Source organism: Bacillus cereus group sp. MYBK14-1, assembly GCF_051916885.1.
Taxonomy (GTDB): domain Bacteria; phylum Bacillota; class Bacilli; order Bacillales; family Bacillaceae_G; genus Bacillus_A; species Bacillus_A cereus.
Genome location: NZ_JBQAHM010000007.1, coordinates 229,027 through 244,467 on the forward strand (window position 1 = coordinate 229,027; position 15,441 = coordinate 244,467).

Here is a 15,441-nt window from a genome sequence, read left to right on the forward strand (position 1 = left end):
TAAATGCCTTGAAGGGGAAGAGTATAACATGAAACGTCTTCAGAGAGGAGAATCATTAGCTGGGAGATTCTCTAGATAGTTATGTTAGAAGGTAGCCCTGGAGCATCTTTTCTGAACGGAATAGTTCTTATTAGGAAAAGACGGATTTGTCCGTTATCAAATTAAGAGTATAAGCAAATTATGAATTTGTTTGTAAATAAAGGTGGTACCGCGATGTCCCTCGTCCTTTTTGGATGAGGGACATTTTTTATTTTAAGGAGGGAAAATAATGTCAAACACGGAAAAGAATTTACCAACTAAATATGATCATATGTCCGTTGAAGAAGGCCTTTATCAATGGTGGCTTGAAGGCAAATATTTTGAAGCAACAGGAGACGAGAAGAAACAACCGTATACAATTGTAATTCCACCTCCAAACGTAACTGGTAAGTTACACTTAGGTCATGCTTGGGATACAACTCTTCAAGATATTTTAACTCGTACGAAGCGTATGCAAGGATACGATGTACTATGGCTTCCAGGAATGGACCATGCTGGTATCGCAACACAAGCGAAAGTAGAAGGAAAACTTCGTGAAGAAGGTATTTCACGTTACGATCTTGGCCGTGAAAAATTCCTTGAAAAAGCTTGGGAGTGGAAAGAAGAGTACGCTTCTCACATTCGTCAACAATGGGGGAAAGTTGGTTTAGGACTAGACTATTCTCGTGAACGCTTCACATTAGACAAAGGTTTATCAGATGCGGTTAATAAAGTATTCGTTCAATTATACGAAAAAGGCTTAATTTACCGTGGTGAATATATCATCAACTGGGATCCAGCAACACGTACAGCTCTTTCTGATATTGAAGTAATTCATAAAGAAGTTCAAGGTGCATTCTACCATATGAACTATCCGTTAACAGATGGTTCTGGTCACATTCGTCTTGCTACTACTCGTCCAGAAACGATGCTTGGTGATACAGCAGTAGCAGTTCATCCAGAAGACGATCGTTACAAACATTTAATCGGAAAAACAGTTACACTTCCAATCGTAGGCCGTGAGATTCCGATTATTGCTGATGAGTACGTAGAAAAAGATTTCGGAACGGGCGTTGTAAAAATTACGCCAGCTCATGACCCGAATGACTTTGAAGTAGGTAACCGTCATGACTTACCACGCATCTTAGTAATGAACGAAGATGGATCGATGAACGAAAAAGCTGGTAAGTATAACGGTATGGATCGTTTCGAATGCCGTAAAGAATTAGTAAAAGACTTACAAGAAGCTGGCGTATTAGTAGAAATCGAGCCACATATGCATTCAGTAGGTCATAGTGAGCGTAGCGGTGCGGTTGTTGAGCCTTATTTATCAACACAGTGGTTCGTAAAAATGGCTCCACTTGCTGAAAAAGCAGTAGCGCTTCAACAAAAAGAAGAAGAAAAAGTAACGTTCGTACCAGAGCGTTTTGAAAACACATATTTACGTTGGATGGAAAATATTCATGACTGGTGTATTTCTCGTCAATTATGGTGGGGACACCGTATTCCAGCTTGGTACCATAAAGAAACTGGTGAAGTATACGTAGGTACAGAAGCACCAGCAGATATTGAAAACTGGAATCAAGATAACGATGTACTTGATACATGGTTCAGTTCAGCATTATGGCCATTCTCCACACTTGGTTGGCCAAATGAAGATTCAGCAGACTTCAAACGTTACTATTCAACAGATGCACTAGTAACGGGTTATGATATCATCTTCTTCTGGGTATCTCGTATGATTTTCCAAGGTTTAGAGTTTACAGGCGAGCGTCCATTTAAAGATGTATTAATTCACGGTTTAGTTCGTGACGAGCAAGGTCGTAAAATGAGTAAATCTCTTGGTAACGGTATTGATCCAATGGATGTTATCGAGAAGTACGGTGCAGATGCAATGCGTTTCTTCTTATCAACAGGAAGTGCACCAGGTCAAGATTTACGTTTCAGCATGGAAAAAGTAGAATCTACTTGGAACTTCATTAATAAAATTTGGAACGCATCACGTTTCGTATTAATGAACATGGATGATATGAAGTATGAAGAAATCGATTTAACTGGTGAAAAATCAGTTGCGGATAAGTGGATCTTAACTCGCTTAAACGAAACAATCGAAAGCGTAACACGTAACATGGATAAATATGAGTTCGGTGAAGCTGGTCGTTCATTATACAACTTCATTTGGGACGATTTCTGTGATTGGTATATTGAAATGGCGAAACTTCCACTATACGGTGAAGATGAAGCAGCTAAGAAAACAACTCGTTCTATTTTAGCTTACGTATTAGATCAAACAATGCGTCTATTACACCCATTCATGCCATTCGTAACAGAGAAAATTTGGCAACATTTACCGCATGAAGGCGAGTCTATTACAGTAGCTGCGTGGCCAACAGTTCGCGAAGATTTACAAGATACGGAGGCTGCGGCAGAAATGCACCTTCTAGTTGATATCATTCGCTCTGTTCGTAACATCCGTGCAGAAGTAAATACGCCAATGAGCAAAAAAGTTCAAATGCAAATTAAAGCAAAAGATGAGGCTGTACTTGCTCAACTTACGAAAAATAGCTCTTACATTGAGCGTTTCTGTAACCCAAGCGAATTAACAATTCAAACGGACTTACAAGCGCCAGAAAAAGCAATGACTGCAATCGTATCAGGTGCAGAGTTATTCTTACCGTTAGCTGATCTTATCAATCTTGATGAAGAGAGAGCTCGTCTTGAGAAAGAACTTGAGAAGTTCGATAAAGAAGTAGAACGTGTACAGAAGAAACTTTCTAACCAAGGTTTCGTAGCGAAAGCTCCTGCAGCGGTTATTGAAGGAGAGCGTGCGAAAGAGCAAGATTACCTAGAAAAACGCGAAGCAGTTCGTCAACGTCTAGCAGATCTTGAAAAGTAAAAATATTTTTAGAGACTCACTATATTGGTGAGTCTCTTTTCTTTGCGTATAATAGAACTATGAAAGTTGTCTTTTGAAAGGGGAAAAGCATACGTGATACATACATACGAAGAAGCGATAGGGTGGATTCATAGCCGATTGAAATTTGGTATTAAACCAGGATTAGAAAGAATGAATTGGATGCTAGAAGAGCTCGGAAATCCAGAGCGTCATATAAAATGTGTTCATCTTGCTGGTACAAATGGAAAAGGTTCAACGTTAACATATATGCGTTACATGTTAGAAGGCGCGAAATATAAGGTAGGAACGTTTACCTCTCCTTACATCGAATCATTTAATGAACGCATTAGTGTGAATGGAACACCAATTGCAGACGAAGAGATTACTGAACTTGTAAAGCTGGTAAAACCAGTCGTGGAAAAACTAGATGAAACGGATTTAGGGGAAGCGACAGAGTTTGAAATTATTACTGTTATGGCGATTTGCTATTTCGGCAAATTCAATTTCTGTGATGTTGTTTTATTTGAAACAGGGCTTGGTGGACGTTTTGATTCTACCAATGTTATACACCCTGTTCTCACGATTATTACGAATATCGGTCACGATCATATGCATATTTTAGGAAATACACTAGGAGAAATTGCATATGAAAAGGCGGGGATTATTAAGTCTGGCGTGCCGGTAATTACTGGTGTACAAGATGAAGAAGCTTTGCAAGTCATTCAAAATGTTTCAAAGGAAAATCATGCAAACTTATACGAGATGGGCAACCATTTTACAGCATTACATAAACAGTCTAGTGAAGATGGAGAACAGTTCGATTTCACTTGTCCTTTCGCCTCTTTTGAAGATGTGCGAATCACAATGAAAGGCAGCCACCAAGTAGGAAACGCAGCACTTGCGCTTATGGCAGTCATGTATGTAAAAACATACTTATCATTTTTAATTGAGGAAGAAGAAATAAGAACTGGATTACAGGAAGCGTATTGGGTGGGGCGCTTTGAAAAACTGCAAAGTAATCCAGATATTATTATAGATGGTGCTCATAATCCAGAAGGTATCGAAAGCCTTGTGAAAACAGTAGAAGCGCATTACAAAGATAAAAATGTAATAGTGTTATTTACTGCCCTTGGTGATAAACAATTACATAACATGGTAGGCCAATTAGAAACCATTGCAGATGAAATTATTTTTACAACATTCGCCTTTGATCGTGCTATTTCTGCTGATAAGCTTGCATCATATTCACAGAAAGAATCAAAATTAGTTTTTGAAAATTGGAAAGAGGCAATTGATACAAAAGTTGAAATGATAGCAGAAAATGATGTTTTTATCATAACAGGTTCTCTTTATTTCATTTCTGAAGTACGAAAATATATTTGCGAGAAAAACTAGATAGTCTTTGCTATCTAGTTTTTTTGTTCTACAAATGAAGTCAAATGCATACATATAAGATAAATATATAGGGTTATTTGGCGAATTCCTCTGACAAATATCTCGTTTTTTTATGAAATGAATATGATATGATGCGGACAACGATAAGAGGTGAGGTGTGAGTGTATGGACAAGCAATCACGAACGATCTCAGTGAAAGTGAATGGAACAGAAGCGAAGTATGAGGAAAAAAAGAAAGATGAATTTGAATGGATGGTAGTAGAAAGTGAACGACCGAAAAATGTTGTTCCGTTTCAAAAAGCGAAATCAATGTCTGTGGAAAAATACCGAAAGAAGTGGAGTAATACATTAATTGTAATCGTTGCAACTGCAATCATTATCGGTACGGCGTTTGGAATGGGGATGCTTCATTTACTTACTGGACAAGGAACGACAGGAGGAAGTGAAGTGACAGCTTCAAGGCCGACTGGAAATGGAGAATCAAAGGTGGGTGGAACGGCAGAACAAACACCAGCACCGAAAGAAGAAAAACAAAAAGCACAAGCAGGAACTTCATTGGATCCAATGAAATTATTTTTTGTTCAAGGGGGGCTTTATTCTTCTGAAGAAAAGGGACAGGCAGCTCTTGAAGAATGGAAAGGCAATGGGGGCATTGGTGCTTTGAGACCGAGCGGTGATAAGTATGCAATAGTTGTTGGTATTGCTAGCGATGAACAGTCTATAAATCAATTAATGACTAAGTATAAAAATGATGGTGTCTCCGTTTTAAAAAAGAACTGGGATATAACAGATAAAGCATTGCTGAAAGATGATAAAGAAGTAGGAACATTTTTAACAAAAGTGCAGCCATTATACACTCATTTAGCAAAATATGCTTCTAGCGTACAAGTTGGTGGAAAAAGCAGCGCAAAAGATATAGAAGTAATTGAAAAAGAATGGAAAAAGGTTGAAAAAGAAGGGAAAAGTATGAAACAAGAAGAAGCAAAGAAACTGTATATGTATACGTCGGTAGCTGTACAAACAGTAAAAGATGGGAAGATGGATAAGGAATCTTTGGCGAAATTAAATCAAGTTATTATTGATGGTTTACTCTCGTATGAAAAAATTGTTTCGTAGAAAGTGAAATGATAGGATAATAAAATGAGTAAGAAAGAAGTACATGTACTTCTTTCTTTTCTTTTGAATTTAGAGCAAAGTGCTTTCTCTATGACAGGAATATAATCGTATGCAATAAAGAAGTGTTATTTTAGTTAGAGAAATTAATATTTCTTTCATTTGTGGGCAAACTATTCCTTTGATACGATTAATATAAATTGTTCTGCTTCATGTGAGAAAGGAAGGAGAAAATATGAGAAAAATAATTTTAGCTTCAGGGTCACCTCGGAGGAAGGAATTGCTTGAGTTAGCTAGTGTGCCATTTGAAATCGTTGTAAGTGAAGTAGAGGAAACAATTGGTGCATATTCATCGCCTTCTGATATTGTAATGTCGCTTGCCTTGCAAAAAGCATCAGCGGTGGCAGAAAATAATAGTGATCACATTGTGTTAGGTGCAGATACAATTGTTACATATGAGTCGCGTATTCTTGGTAAGCCTTCTAATGAGGATGAGGCGAAAGAGATGTTGCAATTACTATCAGGGAAAACACATGAAGTGTATACAGGTGTTGCAATTATAGCAAAAGAAAAAACGGTTACTTTTTATGAGCGTACAGAAGTTACATTTTGGGAGTTAACAGAAGAGGAAATTGATACATACGTCGCGTCGAAAGAACCTTTTGATAAAGCCGGTAGTTATGGGATTCAAGGTAAAGGATCTATTTTCGTTCAAAATATTCAAGGGGACTACTATAGTGTAGTTGGCTTACCAATTGCACGTCTCGTTCGGGAATTAAAACAATTTGATATTGATGTAACCCATGCGTAAAATTGCATGGGGTTTTCTTTGAGAGAACAAATAAAGGGGTGGAGAGATGAACGGTATTCGTGATGTTGTAAGAGAAGAACAGCCACGGGAGCGTTTATTGTTAGAAGGTGCTGGAAGTTTATCAAATCGAGAGCTTCTCGCAGTGTTACTCAGAACAGGTTCTAAAGAAGAAACAGTTTTAAAGTTGTCAGATAAAATTTTACATCAATTTGATGGCTTACGTATGTTGAAAGATGCAACATTAGAAGAGCTAATTAGTATACATGGTATTGGGATTTCAAAGGCATCGCAACTTATGGCAGCCTTTGAACTAGGCAGAAGAATGGTACGTTTAGAATATCAAAATAGATATAGTATTCGAAGTCCAGAAGATTGTGCGAAATACATGATGGAAGAAATGCGTTTTTTACAACAAGAGCATTTTGTTTGTTTATATTTAAATACAAAAAATCAAGTTATACATAGGCAAACGATCTTTATTGGAAGTTTAAACACGTCAATTGTACACCCGAGAGAAGTTTTTAAAGAAGCCTTCCGTCGTGCAGCAGCCTCTATCATATGTCTTCATAACCATCCCTCAGGAGATCCCACGCCGAGCCGTGAAGATATTGCAGTAACAAAACGCTTAGTAGAATGCGGCCAGATTATCGGAATTGAAGTGCTTGATCATATTATAATAGGTGACCATAAATTCGTGAGTTTAAAGGAAAAAGGTCATATTTAAGACTATGCTTTTTACTTATTTTGTTTTATAATGTGATTTATGAGTTTTTTGTAGAAATTTATCTACAAAAAGGATAAAGATATAAAAAACGTACTGTTTTTATAATATAAAGTAAGAAAAAATGAGTCCGTGAAAACAAGAAAGGAAGATAAATAATATGTTTGGATTTGGTGGATTTACTCGCGATCTTGGAATAGACTTAGGAACTGCGAACACGCTTGTATATGTAAAAGGAAAAGGTGTAGTTTTACGTGAACCTTCAGTAGTTGCGTTACAAACTGATACGAAACAAATCGTTGCTGTAGGTAGCGATGCAAAACAAATGATTGGTCGTACACCAGGGAACGTTGTGGCACTTCGCCCGATGAAAGACGGTGTAATTGCTGATTATGAAACAACTGCAACAATGATGAAATATTACATTCAACAAGCTCAAAAATCAAACGGTTTCTTCTCACGTAAGCCGTATGTAATGGTATGTGTACCATCTGGTATTACAGCTGTAGAAAGACGTGCAGTAATCGATGCGACTCGTCAAGCGGGTGCTCGTGATGCTTATCCTATCGAAGAGCCATTTGCAGCAGCAATTGGTGCAAACTTACCTGTTTGGGAACCAACTGGTAGTATGGTTGTTGATATCGGTGGCGGTACAACAGAAGTTGCAATTATTTCTCTAGGTGGTATTGTAACAAGCCAGTCAGTCCGTGTTGCTGGTGATGATATGGACGATTCAATCATTCAGTACATTAAGAAAAGCTATAACTTAATGATCGGTGAAAGAACAGCTGAAGCATTAAAATTAGAAATTGGTTCTGCAGGCGAGCCAGAAGGTATCGAGCCTATGGAAATTCGCGGTCGTGATTTAGTAAGTGGTTTACCAAAAACAGTACTAATTCAGCCAGAAGAAATTGCAGATGCATTAAAAGATACAGTAGATGCGATTGTAGAATCAGTTAAAAATACGTTAGAAAAAACTCCACCTGAATTAGCGGCTGATATTATGGACCGCGGTATCGTATTAACAGGTGGCGGGGCATTACTACGTAATTTAGATAAAGTAATTAGTGAAGAAACGAAAATGCCAGTTCTTGTTGCAGAAGATCCATTAGATTGCGTAGCAATTGGAACAGGTAAAGCATTAGACAATATCGATCTTTTCAAAACTGCTGCTCGATAATATTGCAAAATAAAAATCAGTGAAATTAAGAGGGTGTGAACGTGCCACAGTTTTTCTTAAACAAAAGATTAATTGTTTTGTTGGTTAGTATTATTCTTCTCGTGGCATTGATTGGAATCTCATTGAAAGAACGGAACAGTTTAACATGGCCAGAGCAGTTTGTTAAAGATACTGTCGGTGTTGTAGAACGTGTATTCCAAAAGCCAGCGAAATACGTAGCTGGATTCTTCGAAAATGTAGAGGATGTAAAGCGCACGTATGAAGAGAATAAAGAATTAAAAGCAAAATTAGATAATTATGCAGGTCTATCAGGGAAAGTAAAACAATTAGAAGATGATAACAAGAAGTTACAAGAGCTAACTGGTAAAAAAGAGTTAAATAGCGGGTATACTGAAATTCCAGCTACTGTTGTTTCTCGTAATCCAGATAAATGGTACGATTTAATTGGAATTGATAAAGGGGCACAGCAAGGAATTAAAAAAGATATGGCTGTAGTAACTTCACAAGGGTTAGTTGGAAGAGTGAAAAGTGTATCTCAGTTTACATCATCAGTAGAATTACTAAGTTCTATGAGCCGAACAAATCGCGTTTCTGCTATTGTACAAGGGCAAGAGAAAATCTTTGGATTGATTGAAGGTTATGACAAAGAAAAGCAATTACTTCTTTTCACAAAGATTGGCTCTGATGCACCGGTAGAGAAAGATCAACTAGTTGTAACATCTGGACTGGGTGATATTTTCCCGAAAGGTCTTGTAATTGGAAAAATCGTTGAAGTTCAGCCGGATGCATATGGCTTAACAAAAACAGCTTATGTAAAACCTGCCGCTGATTTAAATGACGTAGAGCATATTACGGTTGCTAAACGTGCAACACCTTCAGCGCCATTAGAATAGGAGGAGAAGAAGAGATGATGAAGATATTAAAAAGAGCAGCTCTTCCTCTTTTGCTCCTTTTTGTGTTTCTATTTGAAAATATGTTTGCTACTGTTGTTCCAACGGATGTATTTTGGAAAGACAGCATAGCAGCACCGCATTTCTTTATAATCGTCTTATGTTTTATTACAGTGTATTATAGTCCGGTCCAAGGGATTTATTACGGACTATTATTTGGCTTCTTATTTGATACCGTATACACAGAACTTGTCGGGATATATATTTTTGCTTATCCGATTTTAGCTTATTTAGTATATAGTGTGATGAAAGTACTACAATTGAATTTATTTATTGTTGTTTCTATCATATTAGCTAGCGTTGTAGCACTAGAGTATTATGTGTATGGATTCTTAACTTTATTAGGACGTACTCATATGCCAGCGTATGTCTTTTTCACAGATCGTCTCCTTTCTACTTTATTGTTAAATGCTATTTTCTTATTGATAGTTTGTTTCCCACTGAGACGATATATAGTGCGTCTTTCAAAAGCGATGGAAGAAAAAGAAAAAAGGATTTTCTAATTTTATGTCGAATTGAATCGGTGGGGTGAACTTTAGTGGAAGAAAAAAAGCAACAAAATGTAACGATAAAAGGGACAAAAGATGGGATAACGCTTCATTTAGATGATTGTTGTTCATTCTCAGAATTATTGATGGAATTAGACGAAAAACTTTCTACACATTACTACGATGGTGATGGGCGCTCTTTAATTGAAGTGCATGTGAAAGTAGGAAATCGTTATTTAACAGAAGTCCAACAAGAAGAGATTCGTACGTTAATTCGTAATAAAAAGAATCTTGTTGTGGATTCAATTGAAAGTGATGTTATCACTAAAGCAGAAGCAATAGCTTGGAAAGAAGAAACAGAAATTGTCCCTATTTCCAAAATTGTTCGCTCTGGACAAGTTTTACATGTAAAAGGAAATTTGTTGTTAATTGGAGATGTTAATCCAGGCGGAACGGTTATCGCTGGGGGGAATATTTTTGTCGTAGGATCATTAAGAGGAATTGCACATGCTGGGTATTATGGGGATTCGGATGCTGTAATCGCTGCATCTGTTATGAACCCGATGCAACTTCGAATTAGTGATGTGGCAATGCGGGCTCCGGAAGAGAAAGAAGACGGAGCGGAGGCGGCAGAATGTGCGTATATTAATGAGAACAATCACATTGTTGTCGATCGCCTGCAACTTCTCACTCATCTTAGACCTAATTTAACAAAGTTAGAAAGGGGAATTGTATAGCTGTGGGAGAGGCAATAGTAATTACATCTGGAAAAGGCGGAGTAGGTAAAACTACTACATCTGCGAACATTGGTACGGCCCTAGCGTTATCTGGAAAGAAAGTGTGCTTAATTGACACAGATATCGGTCTTCGAAATTTAGACGTAGTAATGGGGCTGGAAAATCGTATTGTATTTGATCTTGTTGATGTCGTTGAAGGGCGTTGCCGTTTACCTCAGGCTCTTATTAAAGACAAACGTTTTGATGATCTTTATTTATTACCTGCAGCACAAACGAGTGATAAATCAGCGGTAACACCTGAACAAATGGATGAATTAATACAAGTATTACGTCAAGATTATGATTACATATTAATCGATTGTCCTGCGGGGATTGAGCAGGGATTTAAAAATGCGGTAGCTGGTGCGGATAAAGCAATCGTTGTTACGACTCCAGAAGTATCCTCAATGCGTGATGCGGATCGTATTATTGGGCTTTTAGAAAAAGAGGATATTGAACCACCCAAACTTGTTATTAACCGTGTACGTAGTCATATGCTTCATGAACAGGATATGTTAGATGTTGATGAAATTGTACGTACATTGTCAATCGAGCTTCTTGGTGTTGTCGAAGATGACGATGAAGTTATTCGAGCTACAAATACAGGTGAACCTGTGGCGTTGCAACCAAGCGGAAAAGCAGCGTTGGCTTATCGTAATATTGCAAGACGCTTGTTAGGTGAGAATGTACCATTACAAGCATTTGAACAAGAAAAGGTATCGGTATTTGCAAAGGTGAAAAACTTCTTTGGAATCCGTTAAGAGCACTTCGCACATATGCGAGGTGCTTTCTTTTTTCTTCACACGAATATCTTTCTTTCTTAGCTCATACATATGTACAAACTGTATACAACTGTTTCTAATGAAATTAGCTTAACGAAAGAAAGGAGACAGTATGAAGAATAGACGCGTAGAAGAAATTAAAAAGCGGATTGCAAAAAGGAAGGCCGAGCAAGAAAGGATGGAGGAAGAGCAGTATTTTAACGGAGGGAATTTTGATAGTGAAGCAGTATTTATTGAAGATGGAGAAAAGGAAATGCATCCTTTATTTCGAAAGGAAGTCTTTTTCTTCAAAGTTTTATTATCAGCAATATTAGTTCTTTCGGTTGCTATTTTATATAAGAATGCTCCTTCTTCATTCAATGGAGCTAAAGCTGTTACAGAAAAAGTGATGAAAGAGGAATTTCAGTTTGCTACTGTAGCGAAATGGTACGAAAAGCAATTTGGAAAACCGCTTGTATTCTATTCGCCGAACGAGAAAAAAGAAGGAAGTATTCAGCAAAAAGATTATGCAATTCCTGCTTCTGGAAAGGTAATGCAAGGGTTTCAAAAAAATGGCCAAGGTGTATTTGTCCAAACAGCTACAAATGCAAAAGTGGAGTCAGTAAATGAAGGGTTAGTTGTTTTTGCAGGCAAGAAAGAGGAACTTGGAAATACAGTTCAAATTCAACATGCAGATGGTACGGAGTCATGGTATGCAAACTTAAACGATATGTCAGTGAAATTATATGATTACGTTTCAAAGAAACAAAAAATTGGAACGGTGAGTAATGATACAAATGATAAAAATGGAAAGTTTTATTTCGCGATAAAAAAGAATGAGAAATTTATTGATCCGATCCAGGTGATATCATTTGATTAAATATAGGGACGTTTTAACGAAAATTTCCGTGCATCCATTATTTTGGGTTATTATTGTCATTGGTATTTTTACTGCGCGTTTTAAAGAGTTACTACTGTTATTTTGTATTGTTCTTATTCATGAACTTGGGCATGCTTTTGCAGCAGCACACTATAATTGGCGTATAAAAAGAATTCAGCTTTTGCCGTTTGGTGGCGTTGCCGAGCTTGAGGAACATGGTAATAAGTCATTGAAAGAGGAACTTGTTGTCGTAATTGCAGGACCGATTCAACATGTTTGGATGATGCTGGTAGGTTATATGTTGTTCAAAGCTGGTTGGCTGAATGCAGATTTATATTATTTCTTCATGTGGAATAATATAATTATTTTAGCATTCAATTTACTTCCTATTTGGCCGTTAGATGGCGGGAAAGTATTGTTTAATGTATTATCATATCGTTTCCCTTATTTACAAGCACATGAAAAGATGATGCAATTGTCATGTGTTTTTTTTAGTGTAATATTAGGATGGCAGTTACTTTGGAATAGTAACAATATTATGATGTGGGTACTACTCATATTTTTAGCAGTGTCATTATATCAAGAGTGGAAACAAAGACGGTATGCATTTATGCGTTTTTTATTAGAACGTTATTATGGAAACAAAAGAGGAATCGAAAAGATTGCACCTATTGAAGTGCAAACGGAAGATCGTTTATATACGATTTTCACAAAATTTCGTAGAGGATATAAGCATTCTATTATCGTCCGTGGAAAATATAAAGAGCATTACACATTGGATGAAAATGAATTGCTCTATGCATATTTTACTGAAAAACGAACAACTTCATCAGTTGAAGAATTAATCGGTTAGTGTTGACGATAGCACTAACCTTTTATTATTGTAAAAGCAAAGAAGATTATAAAGTGAGGAAATAATTTTGAAAACGTTATATGTGAATTACGCTGGTTCGGAAAAGCGCGTTGCAATTGAAGAGAAGAAAAAGATTGTTGAGTTTTTATGGAAACGTAATGAAGAGCAAGAGATTGTTGGGCATATTTATGTTGGACGTGTCGTAAGAACAATTGCTGGAATGAATGCAGCTTTTGTAAACATCGGTTTAGAAAAACATGCTTACCTTTCATACGATGATGTACCATCTTCTTATCGTATACATGAAGGGCAAGCGATACTCGTACAAGTTGTGAAAGAGGCAATTGATACGAAAGGGCCTAAATTGACAGCGAATATAGAATTTACCGGGAAATATGTCGTTTATATGCCGTTTGATGAGATGCGCGCTGTTTCTCGAAAAATAAAAAATAATAAAAGAAGACAACAGTTACTCCAAATTGAAATAGAGGGAACGGGGGGGTACATTTTCCGTTCTGCTTCTGAAAAAGGAGCAATTGAAGAAATACAAGCTGAAATGCAAGGATTACAACAGTTGTATGAAGAGTTAAAAAGAAAAGAGGGTCAAGGAAAGGTGCCGTTATTACTTCATCGACCGGCGACCTTTTTAGATCGTGTATTTCAAGAGAACCCAATTGAAACAATTGAAAAAGTAGTTGTAGATACAAGAAGTATAGTAAAGGAATTAGAAGACAAAGTTGGAAAAGAAAAAGTATCTTTTTATAATGAAAAGTCTTCGATGTTTAACCATTTTGGAATAGAGCGTGAGATTGAGAAAGCACTCCAAAAAATTGTTTGGCTTCCAAATGGTGCTTATTTAATTGTAGAACAAATGGAGACGATGACTGTAATTGATGTGAATACGGGCAAGTTTACGGGAAAACAAAATTTACAAGATACAGTACTTCGCACAAATGAGCTAGCCGCTGAAGAAATTGCACGCCAATTAAGACTTCGTGATATTGGTGGTATGATATTAATTGATTTTATTAATATGAAAAAAAGAGAAGATAAAGAAAAGGTAAGAGAATGTCTCATAGCTGCTATGCAAGATGACCGAACATATACAAGGGTGCTCGGCTTTACGGAGCTAGGGATTTTGGAAATGACACGTAAACGTAAAAAGCATTCTTTACGGGACGTATTATTAAAAGAGTGTGTACCTTGCAAAGCGACGGGTTATGTGATGTCGCATGAAACAATTGCGTATGAGTTAGAGAGAGAACTAATCACATATGGCAATATAGAAGATGAAGCAGTATTAATCGCTGCGCCTAAAGAACTGCAAAAACAGTTTTTGCAAAAAGGATTACAAAAAAATATTCCATTTGAAATTTATTTCAAAGATGATATTATCGAAAAGTATGCTATCGTTCGTTTTGGAAGTAAAAAAGAAATTGTAGAACGGAAAAAATAGTTAGCAGAACATTTATTGACAACCGTCTATGATTCATGATAACATCTTTATGTTATAGTTTATAGCACCTAAACGGCTATATGCTACAACCGCACAAGACAGGTTCCCTAAAGGCATTTATGTCTACCTCGTTTTTGGCGAGTCTTAGTAATTAAGAGGAGGTGCAAGTATGTACGCAATTATCGAAACAGGTGGAAAACAAATTAAAGTTGAAGCTGGTCAAGCAATCTACATTGAAAAATTAGATGTTGAAGCTGGTGAAACTGTTACTTTTGACAAAGTTCTTTTCGTTGGTGGCGAAAACGTTAAAGTTGGTAGCCCAGTTGTAGAAGGTGCAACAGTTACTGCGAAAGTTGAAAAACAAGGTCGCGCTAAGAAAATCATCGTTTTCAAATACAAAGCGAAAAAGAACAATCGTAAGAAACAAGGTCATCGTCAACCTTACACTAAGCTAGTTGTTGAAGCTATCAACGCTTAATTCTGGTTAACATGATTAAAATTACGATAAGTCGCACGAAATTAGGAAGTATCCAATCATTTAAAATGACTGGACATGCCGATTATGCGCCACATGGACAAGACCTTGTCTGTGCTGGAACTACAGCGGTTGTGTTTGGTTCTATAAATGCAGTGGAAGAACTTTGTAATGTGCAAGCAACTATTGAACTCGGAAGTGATGGCGGATTCTTAACGTATGAATTGCCTAATGATTTAGACGTTCATGCAGCAGAAAAAGCACAAACGCTTTTAGAAGGATTAGTTGTTTCGCTTAAGACGATCGAACTTGATTACGGAAAGTATATCCGTTTAATAGAAAAAGTGCAGGAGGTGTAACGTATGTTAAGATTAGATCTTCAGTTTTTCGCATCTAAGAAAGGTGTAGGTAGTACAAAGAACGGTCGTGACTCTCAGTCAAAACGTCTTGGTGCTAAACGCGCAGATGGTCAAACGGTTACAGGTGGTTCAATTCTTTACCGTCAACGCGGTACAAAAATTTATCCAGGTGTTAACGTTGGTCGTGGTGGCGATGACACTTTATACGCGAAAGTTGACGGCGTAGTACGCTTTGAGCGTCTTGGTCGTGACCGCAAACAAGTGAGCGTATATCCTGTTGCTCAAGAAGCATAAGAACTCACGGAAAAC

16 protein-coding genes and 2 other annotated features (1 of these 18 only partly in view) are annotated in these 15,441 nt (G+C 37.1%); all 16 genes read left to right on the forward strand.

Annotated features, from left to right (window positions below; genetic code table 11):
* Positions 1-231: a binding site (T-box leader), on the forward strand; it begins 1 nt to the left of the window's first position.
* Positions 232-268: 37 nt separating this feature from the next.
* The 16 genes from ACTFR3_RS19505 to rpmA all read left to right on the forward strand — a co-directional run bounded on the left by ACTFR3_RS19505 (position 269) and on the right by rpmA (position 15,426).
* Entirely contained in the window at positions 269-2,914 is a 2,646-nt protein-coding gene (locus ACTFR3_RS19505; protein ID WP_000072244.1) for a valine--tRNA ligase, read from the forward strand.
* Positions 2,915-3,007: 93 nt separating this feature from the next.
* On the forward strand, positions 3,008-4,309 hold the full coding sequence (locus ACTFR3_RS19510; protein ID WP_048538143.1) for a bifunctional folylpolyglutamate synthase/dihydrofolate synthase: 1,302 nt from the start codon (positions 3,008-3,010) through the stop codon (positions 4,307-4,309).
* A 165-nt stretch (positions 4,310-4,474) separates the two neighbouring features.
* Entirely contained in the window at positions 4,475-5,425 is a 951-nt protein-coding gene (locus ACTFR3_RS19515) for a stage II sporulation protein B (protein ID WP_000361009.1), read from the forward strand.
* A gap of 232 nt (positions 5,426-5,657) precedes the next feature.
* A complete protein-coding gene (locus ACTFR3_RS19520; protein WP_001226290.1) occupies positions 5,658-6,233 on the forward strand; it encodes a Maf family protein in 576 nt (191 codons plus the stop codon).
* Positions 6,234-6,279: 46 nt separating this feature from the next.
* On the forward strand, positions 6,280-6,957 hold the full coding sequence (radC, locus tag ACTFR3_RS19525; RefSeq protein ID WP_001013390.1) for a RadC family protein: 678 nt from the start codon (positions 6,280-6,282) through the stop codon (positions 6,955-6,957).
* A gap of 157 nt (positions 6,958-7,114) precedes the next feature.
* On the forward strand, positions 7,115-8,134 hold the full coding sequence (gene mreB / locus ACTFR3_RS19530) for a cell shape-determining protein MreB (RefSeq protein ID WP_000466736.1): 1,020 nt from the start codon (positions 7,115-7,117) through the stop codon (positions 8,132-8,134).
* Positions 8,135-8,175: 41 nt separating this feature from the next.
* Positions 8,176-9,027 (forward strand): rod shape-determining protein MreC, encoded by an 852-nt coding sequence (gene mreC, locus ACTFR3_RS19535; RefSeq protein ID WP_001135488.1) that lies wholly within the window; start codon positions 8,176-8,178, stop codon positions 9,025-9,027.
* 14 nt (positions 9,028-9,041) lie between these two features.
* Complete coding sequence (gene mreD, locus ACTFR3_RS19540) at positions 9,042-9,587, forward strand: rod shape-determining protein MreD (RefSeq protein WP_000975766.1); 546 nt, start codon at positions 9,042-9,044, stop codon at positions 9,585-9,587.
* 35 nt (positions 9,588-9,622) lie between these two features.
* Entirely contained in the window at positions 9,623-10,309 is a 687-nt protein-coding gene (gene minC / locus ACTFR3_RS19545) for a septum site-determining protein MinC (RefSeq protein ID WP_000391521.1), read from the forward strand.
* A 2-nt stretch (positions 10,310-10,311) separates the two neighbouring features.
* Entirely contained in the window at positions 10,312-11,109 is a 798-nt protein-coding gene (gene minD, locus ACTFR3_RS19550; RefSeq protein ID WP_000503309.1) for a septum site-determining protein MinD, read from the forward strand.
* A 133-nt stretch (positions 11,110-11,242) separates the two neighbouring features.
* Complete coding sequence (spoIVFA, locus tag ACTFR3_RS19555; protein WP_000797471.1) at positions 11,243-11,989, forward strand: stage IV sporulation protein SpoIVFA; 747 nt, start codon at positions 11,243-11,245, stop codon at positions 11,987-11,989.
* Entirely contained in the window at positions 11,982-12,842 is an 861-nt protein-coding gene (spoIVFB, locus tag ACTFR3_RS19560) for a stage IV sporulation intramembrane metalloprotease SpoIVFB (protein ID WP_000599058.1), read from the forward strand. The genes spoIVFA and spoIVFB overlap by 8 nt, the downstream gene beginning before the upstream one ends.
* Before the next feature lie 67 nt (positions 12,843-12,909).
* A complete protein-coding gene (locus ACTFR3_RS19565) occupies positions 12,910-14,298 on the forward strand; it encodes an Rne/Rng family ribonuclease (RefSeq protein WP_000855491.1) in 1,389 nt (462 codons plus the stop codon).
* Positions 14,299-14,375: 77 nt separating this feature from the next.
* Positions 14,376-14,453, forward strand: a sequence feature (ribosomal protein L21 leader region).
* A 14-nt stretch (positions 14,454-14,467) separates the two neighbouring features.
* Positions 14,468-14,776: a 50S ribosomal protein L21 gene (gene rplU / locus ACTFR3_RS19570; RefSeq protein WP_000270907.1), complete on the forward strand. Its 309-nt coding sequence runs from the start codon at positions 14,468-14,470 to the stop codon at positions 14,774-14,776.
* A gap of 11 nt (positions 14,777-14,787) precedes the next feature.
* Entirely contained in the window at positions 14,788-15,132 is a 345-nt protein-coding gene (locus ACTFR3_RS19575) for a ribosomal-processing cysteine protease Prp (protein ID WP_001973720.1), read from the forward strand.
* Between the two features lie 3 nt (positions 15,133-15,135).
* Entirely contained in the window at positions 15,136-15,426 is a 291-nt protein-coding gene (gene rpmA / locus ACTFR3_RS19580; protein ID WP_000944958.1) for a 50S ribosomal protein L27, read from the forward strand.
* The last annotated feature ends 15 nt before the right edge of the window (positions 15,427-15,441 follow it).

Bases quoted from the DNA above. Each gene is read 5' to 3' on its own strand.
- ACTFR3_RS19505 (WP_000072244.1), top strand. From the start codon at position 269: ATGTCAAACACGGAAAAGAATTTACCAACTAAATATGATCATATGTCC.
- radC (WP_001013390.1), top strand. From the start codon at position 6,280: ATGAACGGTATTCGTGATGTTGTAAGAGAAGAACAGCCACGGGAGCGT.
- rpmA (WP_000944958.1), top strand. From the start codon at position 15,136: ATGTTAAGATTAGATCTTCAGTTTTTCGCATCTAAGAAAGGTGTAGGT.
- ACTFR3_RS19575 (WP_001973720.1), top strand. From the start codon at position 14,788: ATGATTAAAATTACGATAAGTCGCACGAAATTAGGAAGTATCCAATCA.
- spoIVFA (WP_000797471.1), top strand. From the start codon at position 11,243: ATGAAGAATAGACGCGTAGAAGAAATTAAAAAGCGGATTGCAAAAAGG.
- mreD (WP_000975766.1), top strand. From the start codon at position 9,042: ATGATGAAGATATTAAAAAGAGCAGCTCTTCCTCTTTTGCTCCTTTTT.
- ACTFR3_RS19515 (WP_000361009.1), top strand. From the start codon at position 4,475: ATGGACAAGCAATCACGAACGATCTCAGTGAAAGTGAATGGAACAGAA.
- ACTFR3_RS19520 (WP_001226290.1), top strand. From the start codon at position 5,658: ATGAGAAAAATAATTTTAGCTTCAGGGTCACCTCGGAGGAAGGAATTG.
- rplU (WP_000270907.1), top strand. From the start codon at position 14,468: ATGTACGCAATTATCGAAACAGGTGGAAAACAAATTAAAGTTGAAGCT.
- mreB (WP_000466736.1), top strand. From the start codon at position 7,115: ATGTTTGGATTTGGTGGATTTACTCGCGATCTTGGAATAGACTTAGGA.